28 protein-coding genes and 3 tRNA genes are annotated in these 24,869 nt (G+C 68.3%); 13 read left to right on the top strand and 18 right to left on the bottom strand.

Translation table 11 applies throughout. The features are described from left to right. Positions 1-577: 577 nt before the first annotated feature. From wzm to AWB89_RS02150, 5 genes are read right to left on the bottom strand one after another with little or no spacing between them, the layout of a single operon-like run. The gene (wzm, locus tag AWB89_RS02170; RefSeq protein ID WP_085171345.1) at positions 578-1,408 is read right to left on the bottom strand and encodes a galactan export ABC transporter permease subunit Wzm/RfbD; all 831 of its coding nucleotides are present in this window, start codon (positions 1,406-1,408) and stop codon (positions 578-580) included. Next, complete coding sequence (gene glfT1 / locus AWB89_RS02165; protein WP_085095172.1) at positions 1,405-2,322, bottom strand: galactofuranosyltransferase GlfT1; 918 nt, start codon at positions 2,320-2,322, stop codon at positions 1,405-1,407. The genes wzm and glfT1 overlap by 4 nt, the downstream gene beginning before the upstream one ends. Beyond that, positions 2,319-3,116: a galactan export ABC transporter ATP-binding subunit Wzt/RfbE gene (gene wzt / locus AWB89_RS02160; protein WP_085095170.1), complete on the bottom strand. Its 798-nt coding sequence runs from the start codon at positions 3,114-3,116 to the stop codon at positions 2,319-2,321. The genes glfT1 and wzt overlap by 4 nt, the downstream gene beginning before the upstream one ends. A gap of 10 nt (positions 3,117-3,126) precedes the next feature. Then, entirely contained in the window at positions 3,127-3,663 is a 537-nt protein-coding gene (locus AWB89_RS02155) for a bacterial proteasome activator family protein (protein WP_139830559.1), read from the bottom strand. A 14-nt stretch (positions 3,664-3,677) separates the two neighbouring features. Continuing rightward, a complete protein-coding gene (locus AWB89_RS02150) occupies positions 3,678-5,648 on the bottom strand; it encodes a DUF6541 family protein (RefSeq protein ID WP_085171344.1) in 1,971 nt (656 codons plus the stop codon). Between the two features lie 102 nt (positions 5,649-5,750). Between AWB89_RS02150 and AWB89_RS02145 the strand changes: the two genes are divergently transcribed. Beyond that, positions 5,751-6,947 carry a cysteine desulfurase-like protein gene (locus tag AWB89_RS02145; RefSeq protein WP_085171343.1) on the top strand — a complete coding sequence of 399 codons (1,197 nt, stop codon included), beginning with the start codon at positions 5,751-5,753 and terminating at the stop codon, positions 6,945-6,947. 8 nt (positions 6,948-6,955) lie between these two features. Here AWB89_RS02145 and AWB89_RS02140 read toward each other — a convergent pair whose 3' ends face one another. After that, complete coding sequence (locus AWB89_RS02140) at positions 6,956-7,924, bottom strand: NAD(P)H-quinone oxidoreductase (RefSeq protein WP_085171342.1); 969 nt, start codon at positions 7,922-7,924, stop codon at positions 6,956-6,958. A 37-nt stretch (positions 7,925-7,961) separates the two neighbouring features. On the opposite strand from AWB89_RS02140, the gene AWB89_RS02135 reads away from it, so the two are divergent. Next, positions 7,962-8,051: transfer RNA gene (locus AWB89_RS02135), tRNA-Ser, on the top strand. A 6-nt stretch (positions 8,052-8,057) separates the two neighbouring features. Here the strand turns inward: AWB89_RS02135 and AWB89_RS02130 are convergent. The 4 genes from AWB89_RS02130 to AWB89_RS02115 are packed head-to-tail and all read right to left on the bottom strand — an operon-like array spanning position 8,058 to position 11,510. Next, complete coding sequence (locus AWB89_RS02130) at positions 8,058-9,164, bottom strand: Rv2629 family ribosome hibernation factor (protein WP_085171341.1); 1,107 nt, start codon at positions 9,162-9,164, stop codon at positions 8,058-8,060. Positions 9,165-9,200: 36 nt separating this feature from the next. Then, positions 9,201-9,392 carry a hypothetical protein gene (locus AWB89_RS02125; RefSeq protein WP_067872217.1) on the bottom strand — a complete coding sequence of 64 codons (192 nt, stop codon included), beginning with the start codon at positions 9,390-9,392 and terminating at the stop codon, positions 9,201-9,203. Between the two features lie 29 nt (positions 9,393-9,421). Then, positions 9,422-10,657, bottom strand: a complete 1,236-nt coding sequence (gene lipE, locus AWB89_RS02120) for a lipase LipE (protein ID WP_085171340.1) — start codon at positions 10,655-10,657, stop codon at positions 9,422-9,424. A gap of 28 nt (positions 10,658-10,685) precedes the next feature. Then, positions 10,686-11,510 (bottom strand): crotonase/enoyl-CoA hydratase family protein, encoded by an 825-nt coding sequence (locus tag AWB89_RS02115; RefSeq protein WP_085095158.1) that lies wholly within the window; start codon positions 11,508-11,510, stop codon positions 10,686-10,688. 23 nt (positions 11,511-11,533) lie between these two features. On the opposite strand from AWB89_RS02115, the gene AWB89_RS02110 reads away from it, so the two are divergent. Continuing rightward, entirely contained in the window at positions 11,534-12,121 is a 588-nt protein-coding gene (locus AWB89_RS02110) for a TIGR03086 family metal-binding protein (protein WP_174627799.1), read from the top strand. Positions 12,122-12,271: 150 nt separating this feature from the next. Here AWB89_RS02110 and AWB89_RS02105 read toward each other — a convergent pair whose 3' ends face one another. Together AWB89_RS02105 and AWB89_RS02100 are read right to left on the bottom strand one after the other, a co-directional pair. After that, a complete protein-coding gene (locus AWB89_RS02105; protein WP_085095154.1) occupies positions 12,272-12,733 on the bottom strand; it encodes a DUF4334 domain-containing protein in 462 nt (153 codons plus the stop codon). Next, the gene (locus AWB89_RS02100) at positions 12,730-13,794 is read right to left on the bottom strand and encodes a pyridoxal phosphate-dependent aminotransferase (RefSeq protein ID WP_085171338.1); all 1,065 of its coding nucleotides are present in this window, start codon (positions 13,792-13,794) and stop codon (positions 12,730-12,732) included. The genes AWB89_RS02105 and AWB89_RS02100 overlap by 4 nt, the downstream gene beginning before the upstream one ends. Positions 13,795-13,883: 89 nt before the next feature. On the opposite strand from AWB89_RS02100, the gene AWB89_RS02095 reads away from it, so the two are divergent. From AWB89_RS02095 to AWB89_RS02085, 3 genes are all read left to right on the top strand, one after another. After that, positions 13,884-13,972: transfer RNA gene (locus AWB89_RS02095), tRNA-Ser, on the top strand. A gap of 35 nt (positions 13,973-14,007) precedes the next feature. Next, positions 14,008-14,080, top strand: a tRNA-Arg gene (locus AWB89_RS02090). A 76-nt stretch (positions 14,081-14,156) separates the two neighbouring features. Beyond that, a complete protein-coding gene (locus tag AWB89_RS02085) occupies positions 14,157-14,327 on the top strand; it encodes a hypothetical protein (protein ID WP_193791114.1) in 171 nt (56 codons plus the stop codon). Positions 14,328-14,397: 70 nt separating this feature from the next. Here the strand turns inward: AWB89_RS02085 and AWB89_RS02080 are convergent, their stop codons facing one another. The 4 genes from AWB89_RS02080 to AWB89_RS02065 are packed head-to-tail and all read right to left on the bottom strand — an operon-like array spanning position 14,398 to position 17,155. After that, positions 14,398-14,940 (bottom strand): GNAT family N-acetyltransferase, encoded by a 543-nt coding sequence (locus tag AWB89_RS02080; protein WP_085171337.1) that lies wholly within the window; start codon positions 14,938-14,940, stop codon positions 14,398-14,400. Between the two features lie 17 nt (positions 14,941-14,957). Continuing rightward, positions 14,958-15,578, bottom strand: a complete 621-nt coding sequence (locus AWB89_RS02075; protein WP_085095147.1) for a hypothetical protein — start codon at positions 15,576-15,578, stop codon at positions 14,958-14,960. 37 nt (positions 15,579-15,615) lie between these two features. Then, positions 15,616-16,104: a hypothetical protein gene (locus AWB89_RS02070; RefSeq protein ID WP_085171336.1), complete on the bottom strand. Its 489-nt coding sequence runs from the start codon at positions 16,102-16,104 to the stop codon at positions 15,616-15,618. A 19-nt stretch (positions 16,105-16,123) separates the two neighbouring features. Further along, on the bottom strand, positions 16,124-17,155 hold the full coding sequence (locus AWB89_RS02065; RefSeq protein ID WP_085171335.1) for a phosphotransferase family protein: 1,032 nt from the start codon (positions 17,153-17,155) through the stop codon (positions 16,124-16,126). A gap of 100 nt (positions 17,156-17,255) precedes the next feature. On the opposite strand from AWB89_RS02065, the gene AWB89_RS02060 reads away from it, so the two are divergent. Next, positions 17,256-18,197, top strand: a complete 942-nt coding sequence (locus tag AWB89_RS02060; RefSeq protein WP_085171379.1) for a class I SAM-dependent methyltransferase — start codon at positions 17,256-17,258, stop codon at positions 18,195-18,197. A 21-nt stretch (positions 18,198-18,218) separates the two neighbouring features. Here AWB89_RS02060 and AWB89_RS02055 read toward each other — a convergent pair whose 3' ends face one another. Then, positions 18,219-19,052: a hypothetical protein gene (locus tag AWB89_RS02055; protein WP_085171334.1), complete on the bottom strand. Its 834-nt coding sequence runs from the start codon at positions 19,050-19,052 to the stop codon at positions 18,219-18,221. Positions 19,053-19,121: 69 nt separating this feature from the next. On the opposite strand from AWB89_RS02055, the gene AWB89_RS02050 reads away from it, so the two are divergent. The 5 genes from AWB89_RS02050 (at position 19,122) to AWB89_RS02035 (ending at position 22,362) form a co-directional block, all read left to right on the top strand. After that, on the top strand, positions 19,122-19,544 hold the full coding sequence (locus AWB89_RS02050) for an MmcQ/YjbR family DNA-binding protein (RefSeq protein WP_085171333.1): 423 nt from the start codon (positions 19,122-19,124) through the stop codon (positions 19,542-19,544). Between the two features lie 50 nt (positions 19,545-19,594). Beyond that, on the top strand, positions 19,595-19,843 hold the full coding sequence (locus tag AWB89_RS02045; RefSeq protein ID WP_085095137.1) for a hypothetical protein: 249 nt from the start codon (positions 19,595-19,597) through the stop codon (positions 19,841-19,843). An 11-nt stretch (positions 19,844-19,854) separates the two neighbouring features. Then, the gene (locus AWB89_RS27450) at positions 19,855-20,010 is read left to right on the top strand and encodes a DUF6131 family protein (protein ID WP_169716574.1); all 156 of its coding nucleotides are present in this window, start codon (positions 19,855-19,857) and stop codon (positions 20,008-20,010) included. A 149-nt stretch (positions 20,011-20,159) separates the two neighbouring features. Then, positions 20,160-20,864, top strand: coding sequence for a two-component system response regulator TcrX (gene tcrX, locus AWB89_RS02040; protein WP_077100757.1), 705 nt, complete (start codon positions 20,160-20,162; stop codon positions 20,862-20,864). After that, complete coding sequence (locus tag AWB89_RS02035; protein WP_085171332.1) at positions 20,842-22,362, top strand: sensor histidine kinase; 1,521 nt, start codon at positions 20,842-20,844, stop codon at positions 22,360-22,362. Before tcrX ends, AWB89_RS02035 begins: the two co-directional genes overlap by 23 nt. Positions 22,363-22,368: 6 nt before the next feature. Here AWB89_RS02035 and AWB89_RS02030 read toward each other — a convergent pair whose 3' ends face one another. Then, entirely contained in the window at positions 22,369-22,824 is a 456-nt protein-coding gene (locus tag AWB89_RS02030; RefSeq protein WP_085095133.1) for a lipoprotein LpqH, read from the bottom strand. A gap of 162 nt (positions 22,825-22,986) precedes the next feature. Between AWB89_RS02030 and AWB89_RS02025 the strand changes: the two genes are divergently transcribed. After that, positions 22,987-24,867: an alkyl/aryl-sulfatase gene (locus AWB89_RS02025; RefSeq protein ID WP_162293291.1), complete on the top strand. Its 1,881-nt coding sequence runs from the start codon at positions 22,987-22,989 to the stop codon at positions 24,865-24,867. The last annotated feature ends 2 nt before the right edge of the window (positions 24,868-24,869 follow it).

The raw sequence follows: 24,869 nt of genomic DNA, 5'->3' as shown, positions 1-24,869 counted from the left end.
CCATCGGGTTTGGTGCTGCACTCATGCCGGGTCGGCGAGGGATTGAGCCGAGCACCCGATTACGGCGTCCCCGAACACATGAAGGGGAAACCGCAAGGTGGCTTCTGCATGGCCTCCGGCGGCGGTGCATCGGGTCCATCCCATGTCGTGGGCCCCACGTTTCCGTGCCCGTAGTAGACGCTCCACCAGGTGTGGCAGACGTTCTTGTCCCAGTTAACTCCCGCGCCCGAGAACGGGCATCCCGAGCCGGGCCCTTGGGGATGTCCGTCCTTCTGGCCCGGACAGCATGTCCACGGCCCAAAGTAGGGCTCGGCTTGGGCGGTGGCGGCTCCCCCGCCCACAAGCGCCAGGGTGATGCCGCCTGACAGCAGCGCTCCACCGAGCATCCTCTTCACGGTGCGATAGTGCGACACGGTTGCCTCACTCCCTTTACGAGACGACGCCGACGATCAGTATCGGCCCACGCTGGAACCGTCGGATCGGTAATTGTCTACTCGAAACCATTACATTGCGGCGGTTTGCTACCGATCCCAACAAACGGCAATTCTCATTCCGGCGCCGGTCTGTCGGAGCCGGGCTACACCCAGTACGGCACCCGGGCGCGGTATTGCCGCATCGCGAAGGCGGCCAGCACCCAGCCGACGGCCGTGAGCACCAGGACCACCACCCAGTGCCGCAGCTCCTGGTGGCCGCCCAGCAACGGGGTCCGAACGATGTCGAGGTAGTGCAGCAGCGGGTTGAGCTCGATGATGCTCGCCCAGCGCCCCGCGCCCTGCGCCCGCAGCGTCTCGTCGTTCCAGATGATCGGCGTCATGTAGAACAGCAACTGCACGACCGAGAACAGCAGGGGACCGATGTCGCGGTAGCGGGTCGCCAGGATGCCGAAACACAGTGACACCCAAATGGAATTGAGCACGATCAACCCCAGCGCCGGGATGACCGAGAGATCGGCCCACGACCACGGCTTGGGGAAGATGATCGCGACGACGACGTAGATGGCGATGTTGTGCGCGAACAGGATCATCTGCCGCCACACCAGCCGGTAGACGTGCACGCTCAGCGGCGTCGGCAGCTGCTTGATCAGCCCCTCGTTGGCGACGAACACCTCGGCACCCTCGAGGATGGCGGCGTTGATCATGTTCCAGATGATCAGCCCGAGCGTGACGTAGGGCAGGTGCACCGCCAGATCGAGGTGGAAAAGCTTGGAGTACAACGCGCCCAGCGCGACGGCGGTGGTGCCGGTGGCGATGGTGATCCAGAACGGTCCCAGCACCGAACGGCGGTAGCGCTGCTTGATGTCCTGCCAGCCCAGGTGCAGCCACAGCTCGTGCCGGCGGAAGCCGTCGAGCAGGTCGCTGCGGGCGCGGGCAAAGGTGCGCGACTGCGCCGCCGCGTCGATGAATGTCATGCCGACCCTCCCGGCTTCCCGAAGCGCTCGCGACGACCCAAGCGCCGCAACCGAATCCACTCGACCAGCCCCTTGGCGTCGCGGCGGGTCACCAGAAAGAACCAGCCGAACCGGACCCACTCCTGGAACAGGAGCTTGCGCAGGCCGGGTTGCGCCATCAGGTAGCCGCGGTTGCGGTAGGTGAAGAATCGCTTGGCGGCGTCGTCGGGGTACTGGGTGTGCATCCGGCCGCCCAGGATCGGCTTGAACTCGTCGGATCCGCACGGGTGCAGGTAGACCGCGTCCAGGCAGGTGCCGAACGGCAGGCCGGACCGAACCAGCCGGCGGTGCATCTCCACCTCGTCGCCGCGAATGAACAGCCGCAGGTCCGGAACGCCGATCGCCTCCAGCGTCGACGCCCGGAACAGCGCGCCGTTGAACAACGACGCGATGCCGCGCAGCAGATCCTGGCCCTCCTCGGTGCGCAATTCGCTTGCGCGCCTGCGCCATACCAGGCCGCGCCGCAGCGGGAACGCGAGCCGCTGGGGGTCGTCGGCATTGCACACCATCGGCGACACCTCGGCCAGGCCGTACTTCTCGGCGCAGGCCAGCAGCGTTGCCAGGACGCGCGAGTCCTGCGGGCGTCCGTCGTCGTCGGCCAGCCACACCCAGTCGGCGCCCTGCGCCAGCGCGTGCAACATGCCGAGCGCGAAACCTCCCGCGCCGCCCAGGTTTCGGCGCGAGCCAAGGTAGGTCGTCGGAATCGGTTGTCCGGCCACCAGATCCCGGACCCGGCCACCGTCCGCGAGGCCGTCGTTGTCGACCACGATCAGGTGATCGGGCAGCCGGCTTTGCGTGCTGAGCACGTCCAGCGACTTGGCCAGCTCGTCGGGGCGCCGGTGGGTGACCACGACGGCGAAGACGGTGTCGGTCACGGCTGTCCGGCGGTCTCGGCCAGCACCTCGCGCACGTGCCGGGCCGCGTCCTCGCCCTCGTAGGCGCGCACCACGTCCTCGATGCCGCCGGTCATGCGGACGACGCCGTGGTCGATCCACATCGCGGTCTTGCAGAGCCGGGCCAGAAATTCGTTGGAATGGCTGGCGAAGACCAGGATTCCGGAGCGCTCCACCAGCTTCTGCAATCGGGTCTGGGCCTTCTTCAGGAAGTCGGCGTCGACGGCGCCGATGCCCTCGTCGAGCAGCAGGATCTCGGGGTCGATGCTGGTGACCACGCCCATCGCCAGCCGGACCCGCATCCCGGTGGAGTAGGTGCGCAGCGGCATCGACAGGTAATCGCCCAGCTCGGTGAACTCGGCGATCTCGTCGACCTTGGACACCATTTGCTTGCGGGTCTGCCCCAGGAACAGCCCCCGGATGATGATGTTCTCGTAGCCGGAGATCTCGGGGTCCATGCCGACGCCGAGGTCGAAGACCGGCGCGACCCGGCCGGTGACCTTCGCCCACCCGCGGGTGGGCTCGTAGATGCCCGAAAGGAGCCGCAGCAGAGTCGATTTCCCGGCCCCGTTGTGACCGACGAGCCCGACCCGGTCGCCCAGCTCGAGCGTCATCGTGATGTCACGCAGCGCCTCGATGACGACGACGTTGGAGTTGTTGCGACCGATCGTGCCGCCCGCCTTGCCCAGGAAAGCCTTCTTCAGCGAGCGCGACTTGGCGTCGAAGATGGGAAATTCGACCCACGCGTCGCGCGTCTCGATGTGAGGCCCCGGCACCGTCGGCTGCTTACAGGTACTGACCGTGTCCGGAGCCGCCGCCCGGCTTGCCGATGCCCGGGGGCAGCGCGCCCTGGCGCATCTGCTCCAGCTGCGCGCGCGCGGCCATCTGCTGTGCGAACAGCGCCGTCTGGATGCCGTGGAACAGGCCTTCCAGCCAGCCGACCAGCTGCGCCTGAGCGATGCGCAATTCGGCATCCGAGGGCGCGACGTCCTCGCTGAACGGCAGGGTGAGCCGGTCGAGCTCCTCGCGCAGCTCCGGCGCCAGGCCCTCTTCGAGCTCGCGGATGCTCGTCGCGTGGATGTCGCGCAGCCGGTTGCGGCTGGCCTCGTCCAGCGGCGCCGCGCGCACCTCCTCGAGCAGTTGCTTGATCATGGTGCCGATGCGCATCACCTTCGCCGGCTGCTCGACCAGGTCGGTCAGGGAGCGCTCGTCGGAGTCGTCCTCCGCGTCACGCAGCGCCATGACCCGCGGGTCGACGCCGCCTATGACCTCGATGCCGTCGGCGTCGGGGCCGTCGTTGCCGTTAGTCAATCCATTCACCATCCTCGTCGGGGACTTTAAGGGTGCGGCGCCGCGGCGTCTGGGCGCCACTCGTAGATTCGAGCCCCACCGTTGTCGTAGATCATCGTCCACGACGTCGATTTATCCAGAGACACTAGCCCGTCAGGCGTGGCAAACCCTCTGACGTTGGGCGTGCTAGTCAAGATGTACCTGATATTGAGCGCTTTAATCGCCTCGACGACCTTCGGATCGGATTCGCCTTTGCGCGCCGAGGTCCAGAAGATGTAGCGGTAGTAGCCCGGCCCGGTCTGCTGCGGGAAGTCGTAGTGCGTCCACAGCGGGTGCAGGTCGGCCACCGCGTACATCCACGTGGTGCCGTCGACGTTCGAGTCGCCGATCAGCGTGTCGCGGGCGCCGGGCAGGGTGGCCAGGTAGGCCATCGCCATCAGGTCGCGCTGGTCGATCATCACCGAGTCGTATTTGTCGCCGAACAGCACGATGTGCCGGTAGAGGTAGTGCCGGGCGGTGAGCACGGTGGCCAACAGAAGAAGGACCGCCGTGGCGGCGGTCCAGACCGGGGAACGCAACTGTTTGAACCGGCCGGTGACAAGCCTGGCCGCCCCGACCACCACCGCGACGATCGCGAACAGCGCGATGGCCGCCATCGGCGTCACGAGCATGGTCACCACCGCCGTCAGGCGCCGCGGGTCGTTGTAGAAGAACTGGCTGAACTCCTCGATGGCGCGACCGACGGGGTTGCGAAACGGCGCCCCCGAGTAGATCGTCGCCACGGTCAGCACCAGCCAGACGGCCGGCGGCCACCAGATCCGCTTGTACAGCAGGATCGCCATGCCCAGGTAGATCAGCACCAGCAGGCCGTACTGGGTGGGGAAGTCGTTCAGGTGGCGGGTGTGCAGCAGCAGCGCGTCGATGATGCCCTGCTTGACGCTCTTGAAGCTGGGGAACGCGTGCCCGGCGATGATGTCGGCCTGCCGAAGCACCCCGAGGAACTGCGGGGCCAGGATCAGGCCCGTCGGCACCGCGACGGCGGCGAGGGTCAGCGCGTCGGCGAGGCGGCCGCGCACCGGATGCCACACGGCGTCCAGCAGCCACCAGGCCAACAGGAACAGGATGACGATAAACCCGCCGGTCAGGTGCACCGACAAGATGCCCACCAGCGCCAGCACGGCCGCCGGAACGCGGTCGCGGTGCCGCAACGTCGAGGCGATCAGGACGAACGTCGGGATCGCGACGCCGTAGGCGGCCAGGTTGGGCATCGCCGCGACGCCGAACTCGACGTAGGGGACCGAGGTGAACGACGCCGACAGCGCCGCGGCGGTGGCCGAGACGGCCGCCGTGCGCCACTGACCGCCGATCGGGCGCAGCAGGAACCAGGTGAGCGTGGCGGCGCTGGACGGAAACAGCCACACCGACGCGGCCAGCGAGGTCACGGTGTAGCCGGTGGTGGGCGCCGCCCCGGTGAGTTGGCAGTAGATCGCGGTCAGGGCGTGGAAGACGGACGGGTAGTACAGCGGCTGGTGCGTCTCGACGTTGCGCAGCTCGCCCATGTGCGTGGACGACGCCTGGCCGGTGTCGAGGATGTAGCGCACCTCGTTGGCGTGCCAGGCCGCGTCCCAGGTGCTGGGGATCGACTGCCAGTGCGTGAGCCCGCGGTAACCCGCCCACATGATCAGCGCGGCGCCCAGTAGCACGCCGGCGGCCACCAGCGCCGCCGGCCAGCCCCCGATTCCGCGGGCCTCGGCTTCGGCGTCGCGGTAGCGGGCCAGCAGCAGCTGCAAACCCGTCGCCGCCAGGCACACCACCACGAGCGTGGCCAGCGCAGTCCAACCGTTCCAAGGGATTCCGAGCGCACCGAAGGGGATAATCGCCAGCGCCACAACGCCATAGGTCAGCGCCGGGCCAACCGCGATGGCCACCGGCCAAGTTAGCTGGGTGATGCGCGCGACGATCACACCCGGTGCGATCTGCAAGAACAGTGCGATCAGCGTTCCGGTCCACAGGCCCACTCGACTAGTATGGCTGCCCGGGTGACCCGGCTTGCCAATGCCTGAGGGGCACCCGCTACCGTCACAATTTTCGCGGAATTGCGAAGCTCTAAGGTGGCTGGCATGGCTTACGACGTCGCCCGGGTGCGCGGACTGCATCCCTCACTGGGTGACGGGTGGGTGCATTTCGACGCGCCCGCCGGCATGCTCATCCCGGATTCCGTCGCGACCACGGTGTCCACGGCGTTCAGACGGTCGAGCGCCACCACCTCCGGCGCGCACCCGTCCGCGCGGCGCAGCGCCGCGGTGCTCGACGCGGCGCGGGCCGCGGTGGCCGACTTGTTCAACGCCGACCCGGCGGGCGTCGTGCTGGGCGCCGATCGCGCCATCCTGTTGTCGTCGCTGGCCGAAGCGTCGTCCTCGCGGGCCGGCCTGGGCTACGAGGTGGTCGTCAGCCGGCTCGACGACGAGGCCAACATCGCCCCGTGGCTGCGGGCCGCCCACCGCTACGGCGCCAAGGTGAAGTGGGCCGAGATCGACATCGAGACCGGCGAGCTGCCGACGTGGCAGTGGGAGAGCCTGATCGGGAAGTCGACCCGGCTGGTCGCCGTCTCGACGGCGTCGGCGACGCTGGGCACCGTCACCGACCTGCGGGCGATGACCAAGCTGGTGCACGACGTCGGCGGCCTGGTGGTGGTCGACCACTCCGCGGCCGCTCCGTACCGGTTGCTCGACGTCAAGGAGACCGACGCCGACGTGGTGGCGGTGAACGCCCTCGCCTGGGGCGGGCCGCCGGTCGGGGCGCTGGTGTTCCGCGACCCGGGACTGATCGGCACGTTCGGCACCGTCTCGACCGACCCCAACGCGACCGGGCCGGCCCGCCTCGAGCTCGGCGCCCACCAGTTCGGTCTGCTGGCCGGCGTGGTGGCCAGCGTCGAGTACCTGGCGGCACTCGACGAGTCCGCGCGCGGCACCCGCCGCGAACGCCTGTCGGTGTCGACCCAGTCCGCCACCGCGTACCTCAACCGGGTGTTCGACTACCTGATGGTGTCGCTGCGGTCGCTGCCGCTGGTGATGGTCATCGGACGGCCCGAGGCGCGGATCCCGGTCGTCAGCTTCGCCCTGCAGGACGTCCCGGCCGAACGCGTCGTGCAGCGCTTGGCGGACAACGGAATCCTGGCCATCACCAACGAGAGCTCACGCGCGCTCGACGTGCTGGGCGTCAACGACGTGGGCGGCGCCGTCACCGTCGGGCTGGCGCACTACTCGACGACGGCCGAGGTCGACCAGCTGGTGCGCGCGCTGGCGTCGCTGGGCTGAGCGCGCCGCTAGACGGTCAGCACGATCTTTCCGGTCACCTTGCTGTCGACCAGCTGTCGGTGCGCGTCACCGGCCTGCTGGATGGGCATGCGGGCGCCGATGATCGGCCGCACCCGGCCCTCGGCGATCAGCGGCCACACCGATGTCCGCACCGCCTGGACGATCTCGGTCTTGCTGTTCGGCCCGGTCACCGGCCGGGCGCGCAGCGTGGTGCCGATGACCCGCGCCCGCTTGGCCAGCAGCTTGCCGATGTTGAGCTCGCCCTTCAGGCCGCCCTGCATGCCGATGATGACCAGCTGCCCGTCGGTGGCCAGGGCGTCGATGTTGCGGTCCAGGTAGGCCGCCCCCATGATGTCGAGGATCACGTCGGCGCCGCCGCTGTCCCGTACCCGCGCGACGAAGTCCTCGTCGCGGTAGTTGATGGTGATCTCGGCGCCCAGCTCGCGGCAGAATTCGAGCTTCTCCGCCGACCCGGCGGTGACGGCCACCCGCGCGCCCAGTGCCGTCGCGACCTGGATCGCGTGGCTGCCGATGCCGCTACCGCCGCCGTGCACCAGCAACACCTGGCCCTTGCCCAGATGGGCGGTCATCACCAGGTTCGACCACACCGTGCACGCCACCTCCGGCAACCCGGCGGCGTCGACGAGGTCCACCCCCTCGGGAACGGGCAGCACCTGGCCGGCGGGCACGGCGACGTATTCGGCGTAGCCCCCGCCGGCTAGCAAGGCGCAAACCTCTTGTCCCGCAGACCAATCCGCGACGCCCTCGCCCGCGTCGGCGACGACCCCCGACACCTCCATGCCGATGATGTCGCTGGCGCCGGGCGGCGGCGGGTACTTGCCGGCGGCCTGCAGCACGTCGGCGCGGTTGACGCCGGCCGCGGCCACCTTGATCAGCACCTCGCCGGGGCCGGCGGCGGCGTCGGGCACTTCTTGCCAGGACAGTTGATCGGAGGATTCGGCGACGATCGCGCGCATGACGGCGACGTTACTAGTCACCGTTACCCTTATCAGCGGTGGCGTGGCAGAGCGGCCTAATGCACTCGCCTTGAAAGCGAGAGACGGCTAAAACCGTCCGGGGGTTCAAATCCCTCCGCCACCGCCAACCGAGTCAGTGCAGGGTCGGCGCGTAGCGCAGCACGGCGCCGACGCCGTCGGCCGGCGCGACGCGCTCGCCGGCGTGCAGCAGCGACGCCCCGACGGATATCGCGAACAGCGGCAGCGCCTCGTCGGCCCGCAGCGTCTTGGCGGGCGCGGCGCCCTGCTCGGACAGCACGTTCTCGTTCGGCGCGATCGTCGTCAGGCCCTCGTCGGCGACGACGGTGGCGTCGCCGAGATCCCCGACGATCAGCGTCTCGACCGCGCCCTGGCGCAGCGCCGAGCAGACAGCGTCGAGACCCTCGGCGGCCAGCCCGGATTGGCGGCCGAGCTCGGCGGTGAAGCGCTCGGCGGCGGCGTCGATCGTGCGCAGTTGGCGGTTGACGAACTCGGCCTCGATGGCGTCCTCGACCTCGCCGAAATCGTGGCCGCTGTGCCGCGCCCCGACCTCGAGCGCCACCGCGCGATCCCGCAACCGCTCGGGCAACGTGCTCAGCAAGTCCGAGCGCGACCGCACCTCGCCGACGACGAAGATCACGTCGATGCCCTTGTCGTCGACGAGCTCGCCGACGCGGTCGGCGACGGCGCGCACGTTCTTGCGGGCGGCCTCGTCGCTGCGGAGCTGCGGGTCGCCGTATCCGGCGGTCTCCGCTCCGGCGGCGTGGTGCACCGGCTGGCCGCCACCATCGACGGTTTCCGAGCGCAGCGTGCCGCCGATGTGCGTGGTGATGTCGGCGCCGCTGTGGTCGACAACCACCAGGAGGTAGTCGGGGTGATCGAAGCTGTACTCGAGAATCGGTACCAGATAAGGCAATTCGGACACGCGGACGATGGTGGTCGCGGCGGGCCGTGCCAGATGCTCGTTGATCACCACGCCGTCGGCGCTGGCGACCACCGCGCGGCCGCTTCGGCCGATCGGCGGCCGCAGGTTGAGCACCGCGTCCCCGATGGCGTCGACGACGGCCCGGTCGGCGCCCTGGTTTTCGAGCCCTTCGCGTACCGCCCGCCACTTCAGCTCGAGCTGAGCCTCGGCGTCGTGCGTGTCATGCGAGTCGTCGAAGTAGACCGACGCGAACGGGGCGGGCGCGTCCAGCAGCCTACGGAAGCGGTCTGAATCCATGCGTAGTTGGTTGCCCCGCCAGTCGGGAGGCAAACACTAGTAGCTTCGATCGCCCTCGCTGCTGTCGAAGAAGTGCCAGTCGCCGTCGTGTTCGACTTCCATGCGCCAGCCAAGTTCGTTGCCCTCGACCGCGTCGTCGGCGAACCACGCGTGCGCCTTGTCGGCGCTGTCGATGTCCTTGGTCGCGACGACGTCGCCCTTCGGGTTGAGCACTCGGTAGGTAGCCATGTCGGCAGTGTTCCCACCGCCGGGCGGGCTCAACCGGTCGGAATCTCGGCGGCGATCGTGTCCATCAGGGCCGTGTAGCGGCGGATTTCGGGATCACGGCCGGGCTTGCCGCTGCTGATCACGCCGGCTGCCAGGCTGCGCTCCGGGTCGGCCCAGATCGCGATGTTGGCCAGGCCCAGGTTGCCGAACGCCTTCGGCGCGTTGCGCCCGAACGGCCCGAAGCGCTTGGTGCCCAGCATGTATCCGGTGCCCCAGCGGGCCGGCTGCAGGCCGACGGCGAAATCCGGCCGCAGCCGCCGGCACTCCTGGACCGCGCCATACATCCGCTCCGGGCTGATGATCCGCACCCCGTCGAGTTCCCCACCGCGGCGCCACATTTCGGCGAAGCGCGACAACTCGTCGGCCGTCGAGATGGTGTTCGACGAGGGCACCACGGTGGACAGGAACGCCGGGCTGTTGGTGTAGGGGATGATCTCGTGCACGGTGCCGCCGATCGCCTTGCGGAAGATCGCCGCGATCACGGGCGGCAGGGGCTTCCCCGTGGGGTGGCTCGGCGCCACCAACGGAATGTCCTCCTTGGCGACGCCGAAGTTGGTCCACCGGAAGCCCAGCGGGTCGAGGATCTCGGTGGCCAGGATTTCGCGGATGTCCTTACCGGTGGCGGCGTAGACGATTTCGCGCATCAGCGGGCCCCAGGTCAGCGCGTGGTAGATGTGCACCAGGCCCGGCCGGTACAGCGGCCGCAGCTTGCCGAGCTGTTCCTGCGCGTACTCGTGGTCGTCCGCCCGGCGCAGGTCCGGCTTGGGTCCGGTGGGGAACGGGACGCCCGCGCTGTGCGTGAGCACGTGCCGGATCGTGGTGCGGTGCTTGCCGTGGCTGGTGTAGCTGGGGATGTACTCGCACACCCGGTCGTCGAGCGAGAAGTGCCCCTGCTCGACGAGCATGTGCACGACCGTCGCGGTGATGCCTTTGGCCGCCGAGTACACGCAGAACGGTGTGTCGGTGGTGACCGGCTTCTTCTCGGCGTCCGGCGGGTCGGTGGGCGCATTGCCCCAGCCGTGGCCGATCGCGCGGTTCAGCACGACGCGGCCGCGGTGCCGGATGGCCACCTGGATGGCGGGATGGAAGCCCGCCTCATACCAGTGCCGGGTGGCCCGCCAGATGCGTTCGACGGCCGCGCTGTCGATCTGGGAGTGGTCCTCGTCGCCGATCGCCGTCACGGCGTCCAGGTCGGCCGGGACGCGGATTCTGCCGTCGGGAGTCACTTCAGCGAGGGTAGCGGAGCCGCGCGCGCTACTCCCCGGTGAACTGCGGCGGGCGCTTGGCGAACGTCGCCGAGATGCCCTCGGTCAGGTCCTTGGACGGCAGGAACGCCGCGTTCCAGGCGGCGACGTAGCGCAGGCTCTCCGACACCGCCGCGATGCGCTGCTGGTCGAGGACGTCCTTGATGCCGTTGACCGTCAGCGGCGGGTTGGCCGCGATCTCGGCGGCGGTGGCATGGGCGGCGGCCAGCGTGGCGTCGGCGTCGGGGTAGACGTCGTTGACGAGGCCGATCTTCTCGGCGCGGGCCGCGTCGATGTCCTTGCCGGTCAGCGCCAGTTCCCGCAGGTGTCCGTCGTTCAAGATCAGCGGCAGGCGGGCGAGGCTGCCGACGTCGGCGACGATGGCGAGCTTGACCTCCCGCACGGAGAACTTGGCGTCGGCGCTGGCGTAGCGAATGTCCACCGCGGAGATCAGGTCGACGCCGCCGCCGATGCACCAGCCGTGCACCGACGCGATGGTAGGCGTCCGGCAGTCGGCGATGGCCGTGATCGCGCCCTGCATGCGCTTGACCTCGCGGTGGAATTCCGCGCGCGGCCCGGCCAGCGCGTCGCCGGACAGCAGCGGGGCGAACGACCCACCCATCGCGGGCACGTCCAGGCCGTAGCTGAAGTTCTTGCCCGATCCGGTGATGACGATCGCCCGCACGTCGCGGTCGGCGTCCAGCGCAGCGAACACGTCCGGCATCTCCGACCAGAACGCCGGCCCCATCGCGTTGCCCTTGCCCGGCCCGATCAGCGTCACCTGCGCAACGTGGTCCTTCGTTTCGACGGTGACGGATTCGTATGTTTCGCCCATCGGCAGACCGTAGCGTGGCAAACATGGCTCCCGACTTGCGACCCGGACCTCATTCCCCGCCCACCGACGAACTGCACAGCGCCGAGGACACGCTCGGCGTGTTGCAGCGCGTGCTGCACCCGATCGCCGCCGACGACCTCACCCGGCAGACGCCGTGCAGCGAGTTCGACGTCGAGCAGCTGACCGCTCACCTGCTGAAATCGATCGCCGGGCTCGGCGGCATGGTGGGCGCGGAACTGCCGGAGCGCGACGACGGCGATTCGGTGGAGCGGCAGATCATCGCCGCGGCCCGGCCGGCCCTGGACGCCTGGCACCGGCGCGGCCTGGACGGCACCGTGCCGTTCGGCAAGAGCGAGCTGCCGGCGAAGAGCGCGTGTGGCATCTTTTCGATCGAATTCCTGGTCCACGCTTGGGATTACGCCGCCGCGGTCGGGCACCGGCTCGACGCGCCCCAACCGCTGTCGGAGTACGTGCTGGGCTTGGCGCGCCAGATCATCAGGCCGGAACTGCGCGGCGGCGCCGGGTTCGAGGACCCGGTCGAGGTGCCCGCCGACGCCGGCGCCCTCGAGCAGCTGGTCGCGTTCACCGGCCGCGACCCGGCGCAGCGCTAGCCTCGCGACGGTTCACGCGCCATTGAGTGTGCGATGAGGGCTTCGTCAGTGCGTTCAGGGCGCAATTCGGCCCGGAATCCCGCCCTGGGCTCACACGGAAAGCCGTAGCCGCACACTCAAAGCCGTAGACGCACTCTCAAGCGGGAGGGCCTACACCCGCTCGAGGTAGAAGTAGTAATACCGGCCGTTATCGAGCACGCCCTTGCCGTTCATGATGCCCATCACGGCGTCGTCGTCGATCTTCTTGAAGTGATCGTGCACGGGCTGGCCGTCATAGACCATCGTGGCGGTGATCTCGCCGCGGAAGTCCTCCAGCCACAGGCTGGCCTCGCCCTTGCCCATGGCCTTGTTGGAGAACTTGTTCCCGTCGGCGTCCAGGCAGACCAGCGGCTGCACGTCGGCGGCCGAGGTGAACGTCTTGCCGAACCAGCCCGCCTTCTCCAGCTGACCGTTCATCTTGTGGCCGGTGCGGAACTCGCCGCCCTTCCACTCGCCGATCATGCCCTCGATGGTCGCCGGCTCCAGCGTCGCCCAGAAGTCGTCCAGCTCGGCGTCGGCGATGCTGTCGGCGCGCTCCTTGAACTCGGTGAACGTCTTGCGGGCCAAGCTCATTGGTTCTCCTTGATCCAGTCGCGGGCAAACGCCAGCAGGGCGTCGTTCTCCTCGGGTGCCCCGACGGTGATCCGGACGCCGTCCGGCGCGAACGGCCGGACCACGATGCGCGCGTCGGCGGCCCGCGTCACGAAGTCGGAGGTGCGGGCACCCAGCGGCAGCCACACGAAGTTGGCCTGCGACGGCGGCAGGGCGTACCCGGCGTCGCGCAAGCCGGCGGAAACCCGGGAGCGCTCGGCGACCACCGCGTCGGTGCGGGACAGCAGCTCCTCGGCCGCGTCCAGCGAGGCGATGGCGGCGGCCTGCGAGATGCTGGTCACGGCGAACGGCACGTAGACCTGGTCCAGCGCCGTGATCAGGTCGGGGTGGCCGACGGCATAGCCGACGCGCAGGCCCGCCAGCCCGTATGCCTTCGAAAAGGTTCGCAGCACAACGACATTGCCGCGGGCGCGGGCCAGCTCCAAGCTGTTGGGCGCCATGCCGTCGCGGATGTACTCGACGTAGGCCTCGTCGATGGCGATCAGGATGTGCGGCGGCACGGCCTCGACGAACCGGGCCAGGGCGTCGGGGTCGACGACCGTGGACGTCGGATTGTTGGGGTTGCAGACGAAGATCAACCGCGTCCGGTCGGTGACCGCGGCCAGCATCGCGTAGAGGTCGAAAGTGTGGTCTGCCAGCGGCACCTTGACCGCGACGGCGCCGGCGACCTGCACCATGGGCGGGTACAGCTCGAAACTGTGCCACCCCATCACCACCTCGTCGCCGGCCGAGGCGCTGATCTGGATGAGCTGCTGGCACAAACTCACCGAGCCGCAACTCACCGCGACCTGCTCGGGCGCGAAGTCCGCACCGAGATGTTTCGCCAGCGCCGCCTTGAGCAGCAGGTTGGCGCTGTCGGGGTAGCGGTGCACCGTGTCGGTGGCCCGTTCGATGGCCGCGCGGACGCTGGGCAGCGGGCCGTGCACCGTCTCGTTGCTGGCCAGCTTGATCGAACCCGGCACCGTTTTACCGGGTACGTAGACCGGAAGCCCGGACAGCTCGGGTCGCAGGCGGGCGGTCACTTCGACAGCATATGTCGGCGCTGTGTACGCTATGCCTCCGGCGGTTCGGGGACACCTGGAGGGGTTCGGGTACCCTCAGGAAGTTCGATGGAGGCGTGCCAGAGCGGCCGAATGGGGCTCACTGCTAATGAGTTGTCCCCCTCAAAGGGGACCGGAGGTTCAAATCCTCTCGCCTCCGCGGAGTCCTTTCGGGGGCGAGACAATTGAAGACAGGCGCCCGTAGCTCAACGGATAGAGCATCTGACTACGGATCAGAAGGTTAGGGGTTCGAATCCCTTCGGGCGCGCTCATATCCGGCCTAGTTCAAATCGTTAAGACGGAGTTGGTTGTGGCCGCGGATATTCGGCTATAACCTCCGGCCCATGATGACGATCAGCAGTGCGGAAACGATGGGTATCGGTGGCGGCGCGGGCGGTGGGCGCTTCGGTGGCGGCGCCGGTGGCGGCCGCTTCGGCGGTGGCGCGGGCGGCGGCCGCATGGGCGGTGGCGCCGGCGGTGGCCGTTTCGGTGGCGGCGCCGGCGGCGGGCGCTAGCCTCTTACAACCTTCCGGCTCGGGACGGGCGAGTCCAAGGCCCGTCCCGAGCTGAAGTATGTCTGCCCGCCTAGGTGATCGGGCCCGCCGGCCCGCCGTCATCGGCATCGCCCAGCAGATCGAGTTGCATCCACGCGACGTCGTGCCAGCTGCCGTGCTTCCATTCGACCCGGCGGTACAGGCCGGCTTCGGTGAACCCGAAGGATCGATGAAAACCGTTGCTGGCCGGGTTGGGTTGGGTGATGCCGGCGATGGCCCGCCGGTAGCCGCGCTCGGCGAGCCGGCGCAGCAGTTGCGTGTACAGCGCGCGGCCGCCGCCGGCGCGGTGGTGCTCGGCGTCGACGTAGATCCCGGTCTGCGCCGCCCATCGGTAGGAGGCCACGCGATAAAGGGCGTGTCCGTAGGCGTAGCCGATGACCCGGCCGTCGTGTTCGAGGACGAGCCATTCGTGGGTCTCGCGAGCCGCGGCGATCCGCCCGGCCATCTCGTCGACGGTCGGGACTTCGAGCTCCCAGCTGATCGCCGTGTCCAGGACGTAGGGGCGGTATATCGCCACGCAGGCCGGCGCGTCCTGTGGGCCGGCCGGACGGACCAGGCCGATGCTCGGTTGCATGTCGGCTGCCCTGGCCCCTACACCGGCGTCCAGTCGTCCCAGAACTCGGAGAAGTCGAGAGTCGTCTTCGGGATCGGGGCGGCGCGGATGATCTCGCGGAAGTGATCCTGCCATCCCCACCACAGGCAGATGATGAAGACGTACTGGTACCAGCTCAGCTGGTAGCCATCCGGGATGGCCGAACCCTTGTTCTCCGGCGAGAAAACCGCGACCGCCAACAGGCCGATCGCGGCCGAGGCGGGAAGCTGGACTTTTCCGGTGCGCCAGATTTGCACGCCCGCGGGGCGGGGGCCATAGGGCGTCAGCTCGAACCCCTCGGGCAACTCGTCGTCGTGGCCGTGGTTCCAGCGATGAACGCCGTACAGGACGTCGGCGATGTCGGGACGGCCGTCGGGCAGATCCGACTTCACCGCGATGGGGAAGCGGCTGCGCTCGAAGTCGATCGCCGGGGCCGCCATCGCACCGAAGATGTCCAGCGAATCGCGGATGGTGCGCTTGAACCGGGTGGCGATCCCGACCTGCGCATAGCGCTTATTCGCGGTGGCATCGACGGCGTTGCAGGCGTGGACCATCGCCGTGTCCCACTCGCGCCGCTCCCAGTGGTCGAGTGAGCGCCTGACCGAGTCCCCGACATCCACGCATGGAGGCTATCCGCACAGCCCCGCTATGTCTGCACTATGGGCGCGGCTGGAACGGTCGCCGCGGGGGAACCGTCACGGTCTGGGTGACGGTGCTGGTTTCGGTGCTCGGTGACACCGTGACCGTGCTGGGCGGGACGGTCGTGGTCGCCGTGTCCGTGGGCGTGTCGGTGCTCGGCGGCGGCGCCGTCTCGGTGACGGTCTGCGTCGGCGCGCCCCCGCCGCCGCCGTGGTGCCGAGGCGTCTCCGCCGTCGTGGTCGGCGCCGGCGTGGTGGTGACGGGCGTCGTGGTCGTGGTGGTGCTCGGAGCCTTCGGCGCGGGGGAGCCGGCCACCAGGTTGACCACCGCGTACGCGGCGAGACCGAGCACGATCACCGCGAGCGCGCCGGCGGCGACCAGCGCCGCCGGGCGGCGATACCAGGGCGTCGGCGGCTCGGGCGGCTGCGGCGCCGGTTCGTCGTAGTAGCCGCCGTATGCGGCCTGGGTGGGCTCGGAGTAGAAGTCGGGATTCTCGCGGTACGGCACGGGGGGAGATGTTAGTGGGTCAGGGTTGCGTGTCGATAAGCGTCAGCGCCCGCTCGAACAAATGCACCGTGGCGGCGTGCAGTTGGTCGCCGACCTCCTTTTCCGCCTTGCCCGCGCACGCCCGCGCCAGCGTGCCCTCGATCACGATGCCGAGCTTGAAGCAGGCCAACACCGTGTACCAGGTGATGTGCGACAGGTCGCGGGTGGTGTTGGCGGCGTACCGCTGGAACAGGTCATCGGTGCTGGCCAGGCCGTCCTGCCCGCCGAGGGCGTGGCCGAACACGCTGGACCCGTCGGGCTGGCGCCACGTGGCAAGCAGCCAGCCCAGGTCCAGCAGGGGGTCGCCGATCGTGCACATCTCCCAGTCGACGATCGCGACGACCTCCGGGCCGGTGCGCGAAAACATGACGTTGGCGGCGTGGTAGTCGCCGTGCATGATCCCGGGCGTCCACGTCGTCGGGCGGCGGCGCTGCAACCAGGCCGACACTTGCTCGATGCCCGGGATCTCCGGCCCGGGGTAGCCGTCGTACTCGCTGTAGGAGTCCAGTTCCGAAAGCCAGCGCGGCACCTGGCGCTCCAAAAAGCCCTCCGGCTTGCCGAAATCCGCCAGACCCACCGCGACGTGGTCGACGGCACCCAACTTCGCCAGGGCGTCGGCCATCGACAGCCCCATCCCGAACCGCACCTTCGGGTCGCCCGCGTGCAAGGGCGGCAACCCCTCGCCGGCGTTGAAGCCGTCGACCGGTTCCATCAGGTAGAAGACCGCGTCGCCGAGCACGGCGGGGTCGTCGCAGGTGGCGATCAGGTGCGGATGCGGCACGTCGGAGCCGGCCAACGCCGCAAGGACTTTGGTTTCCCGCAGGATGACGCTGTTGCTGCGCGGCCGCAGATGTCGTGGCCCGCGCCGCAGCACGTAGGGCCGGCCGGCCCGGGTGAACCGCAGCATGACGTTTTGCGTTCCGCCGGTGATGGTGGCGACGTCCTCGAGCGGTCCCTCGCCGAGCCCCTGGTCGGACATCCATCCCGCTACGGCGTCGAGGTCGACGGTCATGCAAAGCAGCCTAGGTCACCCGCCACGGGCGGCGGGTCGCGCCGGAGGCTGGAACAATAGTGTGCGGAACTAACGGACTTCGGGCTTGAAGGGGATGGCGATGCCGCGTACCGACAACGATTCCTGGGACATCACTCAAAGCGTGGGAGCCACCGCGCTGGGCGTCGCCGCGGCGCGTGCCGCCGAGACCGAGAGCGCGAACCCACTCATCAACGACCCCTTCGCGCGGGTGTTCGTGGATGCCGCGGGCCAGGGGATGTGGAGCATCTACGCGGACCCCAAGCTGCTGGCCAAGGCGGTGGAGCTGGAGCCGGACGTGCGGGCGCGGATACAACTGATGATCGACTTCATGGCAACGCGCACAGCGTTTTTCGACGAGTTCTTTCTCGGCGCGGCCGACGCCGGCGTCCGGCAGGTGGTGATTCTGGCTGCCGGGCTGGACGCCCGCACCTGGCGACTGCCCTGGCCGGACGGCACGGTCGTCTACGAGCTGGACCAGCCCAAGGTGCTGGAATTCAAGTCCAACACGCTGCGCGAACATGGCGCGGACCCGAAGGCGCGGCTGGTCAACGTGCCGATCGATCTGCGCCAGGATTGGCCGAAAGCGCTGCGGGACGCGGGTTTTGACTCCTCGCGGCCGGCGGTCTGGTCGGCCGAGGGGCTGGTCCGTTACCTGCCGGCACAGGCACAGGACCTACTGTTCGAGCGCATCCACTCGCTGAGCGCCCCAGGCAGCTGGCTGGCGTCAAACGTGCCGGGCGCGGGATTCACCGACCCCGACTTGGTCCGGCGCCAGCGCGAGGACATGCAGCGCATGCGCGCGGCGGCCGCCAGGCTGGTCGACACCGAGGTCACCGACTTCGACGACCTCTGGTATCCCGAGGAACGCACACCCGTCGACGGCTGGTTGCGCGAGCACGGCTGGGACGTGGCGACGGCGACGTTTGCCGAGTTGATGGCCCGCTACGGTCGCAGCATTCCGGAGGGTACCGGGCACGTGATGCCGCCGACGCTGTATGTCTCGGCGCAGCGGCAGGCGTGAAAGCCGCGGCGGCGCAGCCGATTAGCCCGACGAAGTCGCCCGCATCGCCTCCACGTCCTGCTTGATCGCAGCGATCGCGTCGACCGGCGTGAGGTCCTGCCCTTCGCTGTTTTGACCGAGCTGCGGCCAGCCCGCGCCGTCCGGCCCGCGCAGCTGGTCCCAGATGTCGCGGACCTTGCTCAGCAGCTCGGCTTGCTCGGCGTCGGTGAGTGCCATCAACCATCCTCCGTTCGCACTGATGCCGCAGGCGGCGGCAAACTCTTCCGGTGTCAGACCGTCGGCGGAGTTCATGTCGCAGTTTCCGAAGGGTGGACACCCCTGCGGCAGGTTCGGGCTGAAACCCGTGCCGTCGGTGTACTGGTGCGCGACCTGGCCGGGCAGGTCCGGGTCGGAGCCGTACCCGGCGCCGATGACCCGCAAGCCGTCGGGCCGGGTCCGCCACATGTTGAAGAAGTCATAGGCGTTGGCGTAACCGATGATTCGCGCGGGATCGCCGGCGTAGTCGGACAGGTTCCAGTACAGACTGTTGATCCAGCTCGAACCGTCGCCGGGCGGATTGCCGCCCGACTCCACGTCGAGCATCAAGGCGACCCGCGGATGCAGGCCGCCGCCGGCGTCGATCATCGAGCGCACCGTGTTGGCGTTGTCCAACCAATTCGGGCGGACATAGGTGTAGACGATTCCAAACGTCAGGCGCCCGCTGTCCAAGGCCGTGCGCATCCACGCGTAGTTGGCCGCGAAGTTGTGATCCTGATAGGTGCCGTCACTGGCGCGGATCGAAAGCACCCGGTAGGGATACGAATCATTCACGGGCACTTGAAATTCGGAGACGTCAGCGAACAGGGTGTCAGTCACCGCACATCAATCCCCCTTTACCGCAACGCCACTCGCCATGCTACAGATCCGGGCGGTAATGTCGCGGCCATGGGTGATCGGCCCGCCCGGGTGAGCGACGTGCATCGGATCGCCGCGTCGATGCCCCACGTCAAGCGGTTGGAAGGCCCGAAGGGCAACCCGATCTATCAGGTGGGCGGCAAGTCGTTCGTCTTCTTCCGCACTCCCCAGCCCGACGCGACCGACCCGGACACCGGCGAACGCTACGCCGACGTGATCATGCTCTGGGTGGAGTCGGACAGCGACAAGCTCGCGCTCACGCAGGATCCCGCGTCGCCGTTCTTCACCACCAGCCATTTCGACGGACACCCCTCGGTGCTGGTGCGGGCCAGCCGACTCGCCGAGATTACGACGACGGAACTGGCCGAGTTGATTCAAGACGCGTGGCTTTCCCGCGCATCGAAGAAGCGAGCCGAAGCCTGGCTCACGGGGGGCAACATCGGCCAGGTTTAGACATAAGTCGAACGGGTAACGCTAGGCGCACGGGAATTTTCTCGAACACAATGGAGGTCACCATGCGTGGACGCGGAGTGATCGGCGCGATTGTCCTGGTGTGGCTGCTCATCGGAGTTTTCGCGGCGTTCCAGCGCGACTACTTCAAGGGTGATTCAACAAACTGTGTCACTGCGGGAAATATCGCGTTGACAGTAATTGCCGGGCCGTTGAACTATGCGGGTGTTAATCCGAAAGTCAAGGATTGCAAAGTTCCGCAGCCCAGCTCAATGTCCAGCAGCCTAGTACCCCTCATGTAAAGGAAATTGTCATGATCATCCTCGGCATCGTCTTGCTTGTTCTTGGATTCATCTTCGGCATCCATTTGTTATGGGTGCTCGGCATCATCCTGCTCGTCATCGGCGCGGTCCTGTGGATCCTGGGTTCTGTCGGCCGCCCGGTCGCCGGCAGGCGGTATTGGTATTAGCCCACGGCCCGGCTACCGGATCGCGTGACCGCCCGGCGGTCACGCGATCTTTTCACAGGACACGCATAGGAACGCCATAGCGTCGGCTCAGTCCGCCGCGGATACTGGACCCTGTGACACAGTCGCGAGCGTCCGTAGAGCGGGTAGTCATGTGTCGAGCCGACGGCAATCCGATCAATGTCCTCGTCGTTGACGACGAAGCGGTGTTGGCCGAAATGGTGTCCATGGCACTGCGGTACGAGGGCTGGAACATTTCCACCGCCGGCGACGGGTCCTCGGCCATCGCCTCGGCGAGGGCGCAACGGCCCGATGTGGTCGTTCTCGACGTCATGCTCCCGGACATGAGCGGGCTGGACGTGCTGCACAAGCTCCGCGAGGAGAACCCCCAGCTGCCGGTGCTGTTGCTGACGGCCAAGGATGCTGTGGAAGACCGCATCGCCGGGCTGACCGCGGGCGGCGACGACTACGTGACCAAGCCGTTCAGCATCGAAGAGGTGGTGCTGCGGTTGCGGGCGCTGCTCCGGCGTACCGGCGTCACGACGGTCGACAGCGGGGCACAGCTGGTGGTCGGCGACTTGGTGCTGGACGAGGACAGTCACGAGGTCACGCGCGCCGGCGAGCCAATCTCCTTGACCTCCACCGAGTTCGAGCTGCTGCGCTTCATGATGCGCAACTCCAAGCGCGTGCTGAGCAAGGCGCAGATCCTGGACCGGGTGTGGAGCTACGACTTCGGCGGCCGATCCAACATCGTCGAGCTCTACATCTCCTACCTGCGCAAGAAGATTGACAACGGTCGCGAACCCATGATCCACACGCTGCGCGGCGCGGGCTATGTCCTCAAGCCAGCCCGCTAGGACGCGGCGGGTCTGGTCACTTCGGCTCCGGCTGTTGGTCGGGCAGATCGTCGTTCTCGCCGTCGTGTGCGTCGGCATCACCGCGGCCACCGAGCTGGCATTGTTGCACCACCTGGTGGCGCAGCTCGACGGGCAGCTCGCCGGGGCTTCCTATCGGTCGGCACTGATGTATCCGGAGCCGAAACGTCCCGGCTGGCGCCATGAGTCGCACTTCTATTACCCGCGGCCGGGCCCCGGTCCGCGGTTCCTCGATGCCCCGGGCCAGCCCGCCGGGATGGTCGCCGCGGTGATCAGCAACGGCAAGACGGTCGACGCCGGATACCTGACCAGCGCCGGTTCGCGGGCCGCGCTGACGCCGGCCGCGCAAACGCAACTGGAACACATTGCCAACAGCCGCAACGCCGTAACGCTCGACCTCGACGGGCTCGGTCGCTACCGCGTCGTCGCCGCCCCGAGCCGCAGCGGCGCGGACATCATTGTCACCGGCCTGTCGATGTCGAACGTCGACGCCACCATGATGCGGATGCTGGTCATCCTCGGGATCGTCACAGTGATCGCACTGGTGGCCGCGACCACCGCCGGCGTCGTGATCATCAGGCGGGCCCTGGCGCCGCTGCGCCGCGTCGCGCAAACCGCGAGCAAGGTGGCGGACTTGCCGTTGGACCGCGGCGAGGTCGAGCTGCCGGTGCGGGTCGCCGAGTCCGACGCCAATCCGGCCACCGAGGTGGGTCAGCTCGGGTCCGCGCTGAACAGGATGCTCGACCACATCGCCGCCGCGCTGTCGGCGCGGCAGGCCAGCGAGACCCGGGTTCGCCAGTTCGTCGCGGACGCCAGTCACGAGTTGCGCACGCCGCTCGCGGCCATCCGCGGCTACACCGAGCTCACCCAGCGCATGGGCGACGATCGCGAGGCGGTGGCGCACGCGATGAGCCGGGTGGCGTCGGAGACCGAGCGGATCACGCGCCTCGTCGAGGACCTACTGCTGCTGGCCCGGCTGGACTCCGGCCGGCCGCTGGAACGCGAACCGGTCGACCTGACGCGGCTGGCGGTCGACGCCGTCAGCGACGCGCACGTGGCCGGGCCGGATCATCAGTGGGAGCTCGACCTGCCCGAGGAACCCGTCGTCGTCACCGGCGATGCGGCGCGGCTGCACCAGGTCTTGACGAACCTGCTCGCCAACGCCCGCGTTCACACCGCCGCGGGCACCGTCGTCACGACGAAGTTGACCACCGAGCCGGCGCACACCCTGCTGCAGGTCATCGACAACGGCCCCGGCATCCCGGCGGCGCTGCAGTCGGAGGTCTTCGAGCGGTTTGCGCGCGGCGACTCCTCGCGCTCCCGAAAGGGCGGCAGCACCGGGCTGGGCCTGGCGATCGTCTCGGCAGTCGTCAAGGCGCACAACGGGACCATCTCGGTCAGCAGCGCGCCGGGCCACACCGAGTTCACGGTGCGGTTGCCACTCAACGGGTGGCAACCGCCCGCAGAGTCATCGAACTGAGGCGGGCTAAGAGCAGCTCGCGTCGATCTCGAACGGCTTGTTCACCGGTTGCATCGGGTTGGCCATGTCGACTCCCGTGGCGGTGCCGGTGATTTTGTAGGTGTTGCCGTCCTTGGTCGCGGAAGCGTTGCCCTGACCGCCCTGCGCGTACTGCAGGGTCACACCGTTGACGTTGCCGAGCTGGACTGCCTTCACACCGGGCGGGTTGGCATCGGTGAGCACGACGCTGATCCCGGTGTTGCTGCCACCGACCGCGATGTTCACGTTGCCGGCGGCCTTGGTGCAGACGGTGCTGCCCTGGACGTTCTGGTCCTTGCCGTCGATGATGACCTTCGTCGTGCCGCCGGTGCTCGCCGTGACGCCGCCACCGGTGACCGTAGTTCCCTTGTTGCTCGAACATCCCGCAATACCCGCGGCGAGAATTGCCGCTCCGGCCGCCACGACAGTCAGTCCACGCTTCACCTGTTCTCCTTTGCCCGATCGTTGCGGTCCTCGGCATTGAGAACCGTCAAGGCAGTATGCGGGTTTGCCGAGCCGCATAGAAGGGGTTCAGGGAAAATTCTTTTGACCGGCCAGATGTCTTCTTTGCGTTCGTTCCCGGGACGGCGCATTAATGGCAATGTATTGGCGGTGGAACACAAACCCCCAACCGCCGTCATTGAGTCGGCCCATGGCAGGCATTCCCTGCCAGTGGATGACACACGGGACTTCGACGACGCCGATCGCGGGTTCATCGCCGCGCTGTCGCCGTGCGTCATCAAGGCGGCCGACGGCAGGGTGGTGTGGGACAACGACGCCTACTCGTTCCTCGATGGGCCCGCGCCGACGTCCGTGCACCCCAGCCTGTGGCGCCAGTCGACCCTGGCCGCCAAGCAAGGGCTCTACGAAGTGGTCCCGGGCATCTATCAGGTCCGCGGCTTCGACATCTCGAACGTCACCTTCGTCGAGGGCGACACCGGCGTCATCGTCATCGATCCGCTGATCTCCACCGAGGTGGCCGCGGCGGCGCTGGCCCTGTATCGCGCGCACCGCGGCGGTGATCGCCCCGTCGTCGCGGTGATCTACACCCATAGCCACGTCGACCATTTCGGCGGCGTACTCGGCGTGACGTCCCAGACCGACGTGGACAGCGGAGCGGTCGCGGTGCTGGCGCCGGACGGCTTCGTCGAGCATGCCGTCCAGGAGAACGTCTACGCGGGCCCGGCCATGACGCGCAGGGCCACCTACATGTACGGGACCCTGCTGCCGCGTGGGCCGTTCGGCCAGGTGGGCTGCGGTCTCGGCCAGGCCCCCTCCACGGGCGAGGTGGCCGTCATCGTGCCGACCGTCGACATCCGCGAGACCGGGGAGACCCACACGATCGACGGCGTGGAGATGGAATTCCAGATGGCGCCCGGCACCGAGGCGCCCGCCGAAATGCACTTCTATTTCCCGCGTTTCCGCGCTCTTTGCATGGCCGAGAACGCCACCCATAACCTGCACAACCTGCTGACGCTGCGCGGCGCGCTGGTGCGTGACCCGCACGCCTGGTCCGGCTACCTCACCGAGGCCATCGACACCTTTGCCGACCGCGCCGACGTGGTGTTCGCCTCGCACCACTGGCCGACGTGGGGGCGCGACCGCATCGTCGAATTCCTTTCCCTGCAACGGGATATGTACGCTTACCTGCACGACCAGACCCTGCGCCTGCTCAACAAGGGCTATACCGGCGCCGAGATCGCCGAGATGTTCCAGATGCCGCCCGCGCTGGAACGGGCCTGGCACACGCACGGCTACTACGGGTCGGTCAGCCACAACGTGAAGGCCGTCTACCAGCGCTACATGGGCTGGTTCGACGGCAACCCCGGCCGGCTGTGGCCCCATCCGCCCGAGGCCCTCGCCCCGCGCTACGTCGACGCGATGGGCGGCATCGACCGGGTCGTCGACCTCGCCCGGGCGGCGTTCGACTCCGGTGACTTCCGTTGGGCGGCAACGCTGCTCGATCACGCGGTCTTCACCGACAGCGATCACGCCCCGGCCCGGGCGCTGTACGCCGACACGCTGGAGCAGCTGGCCTACGGCGCGGAGAACGCCGTGTGGCGCAACTTCTTCATCAGCGGAGCAACCGAACTGCGGGACGGCAATTTCGGCACCGCCGTGACCGCGGCGTCGGCCTCGATGCTCAACCAGCTGACGCCCGAGCAGATCTTCGACAGCTTCGCCCTGCGGGTCGACGGGCCGCGCAGCTGGGACCTCGACATTGCGCTGGACATCTCGTTCGCCGACCTGGCCGCCAATTATCGGCTCACCCTGCGTAACGGGGTGCTCGTTTATCGGAAGGTGACGGCCGACCCGGCGACGGCGTCCGTTACCGTCAAGCTGGACAAGAAGTTTCGGTTGCTGACGGCGGCGATGGGCGACTTCGCCTCGCCGGGGCTCGACATTTCCGGGGACCAGGCGGCGCTGCAGGCGTTCTTGGGTGTGCTCGACGAGCCGGACCAGAACTTCAACATCATCACGCCGTAGCG

The organism is Mycobacterium paraense (assembly GCF_002101815.1).
GTDB lineage: Bacteria > Actinomycetota > Actinomycetes > Mycobacteriales > Mycobacteriaceae > Mycobacterium > Mycobacterium paraense.
This window is presented reverse-complemented; position numbering and strand designations above follow the sequence as displayed.

What these genes read in the sequence shown, in the direction of transcription:
- AWB89_RS02145 (WP_085171343.1), top strand. Translation starts at nt 5,751, where the DNA reads ATGGCTTACGACGTCGCCCGGGTGCGCGGACTGCATCCCTCACTGGGT.
- AWB89_RS02115 (WP_085095158.1), bottom strand. Translation starts at nt 11,510, where the DNA reads ATGGGCGAAACATACGAATCCGTCACCGTCGAAACGAAGGACCACGTT.
- AWB89_RS02065 (WP_085171335.1), bottom strand. Translation starts at nt 17,155, where the DNA reads ATGACCGTCGACCTCGACGCCGTAGCGGGATGGATGTCCGACCAGGGG.
- AWB89_RS27450 (WP_169716574.1), top strand. Translation starts at nt 19,855, where the DNA reads ATGATCATCCTCGGCATCGTCTTGCTTGTTCTTGGATTCATCTTCGGC.
- tcrX (WP_077100757.1), top strand. Translation starts at nt 20,160, where the DNA reads ATGTGTCGAGCCGACGGCAATCCGATCAATGTCCTCGTCGTTGACGAC.
- AWB89_RS02110 (WP_174627799.1), top strand. Translation starts at nt 11,534, where the DNA reads ATGGCTCCCGACTTGCGACCCGGACCTCATTCCCCGCCCACCGACGAA.
- AWB89_RS02080 (WP_085171337.1), bottom strand. Translation starts at nt 14,940, where the DNA reads ATGCAACCGAGCATCGGCCTGGTCCGTCCGGCCGGCCCACAGGACGCG.
- AWB89_RS02085 (WP_193791114.1), top strand. Translation starts at nt 14,157, where the DNA reads ATGATGACGATCAGCAGTGCGGAAACGATGGGTATCGGTGGCGGCGCG.
- wzm (WP_085171345.1), bottom strand. Translation starts at nt 1,408, where the DNA reads ATGACATTCATCGACGCGGCGGCGCAGTCGCGCACCTTTGCCCGCGCC.
- AWB89_RS02125 (WP_067872217.1), bottom strand. Translation starts at nt 9,392, where the DNA reads ATGGCTACCTACCGAGTGCTCAACCCGAAGGGCGACGTCGTCGCGACC.
- AWB89_RS02155 (WP_139830559.1), bottom strand. Translation starts at nt 3,663, where the DNA reads ATGGTGAATGGATTGACTAACGGCAACGACGGCCCCGACGCCGACGGC.
- AWB89_RS02140 (WP_085171342.1), bottom strand. Translation starts at nt 7,924, where the DNA reads ATGCGCGCGATCGTCGCCGAATCCTCCGATCAACTGTCCTGGCAAGAA.
- AWB89_RS02060 (WP_085171379.1), top strand. Translation starts at nt 17,256, where the DNA reads ATGCCGCGTACCGACAACGATTCCTGGGACATCACTCAAAGCGTGGGA.
- AWB89_RS02105 (WP_085095154.1), bottom strand. Translation starts at nt 12,733, where the DNA reads ATGAGCTTGGCCCGCAAGACGTTCACCGAGTTCAAGGAGCGCGCCGAC.
- AWB89_RS02130 (WP_085171341.1), bottom strand. Translation starts at nt 9,164, where the DNA reads ATGGATTCAGACCGCTTCCGTAGGCTGCTGGACGCGCCCGCCCCGTTC.
- AWB89_RS02035 (WP_085171332.1), top strand. Translation starts at nt 20,842, where the DNA reads ATGTCCTCAAGCCAGCCCGCTAGGACGCGGCGGGTCTGGTCACTTCGG.
- AWB89_RS02050 (WP_085171333.1), top strand. Translation starts at nt 19,122, where the DNA reads ATGGGTGATCGGCCCGCCCGGGTGAGCGACGTGCATCGGATCGCCGCG.
- AWB89_RS02045 (WP_085095137.1), top strand. Translation starts at nt 19,595, where the DNA reads ATGGAGGTCACCATGCGTGGACGCGGAGTGATCGGCGCGATTGTCCTG.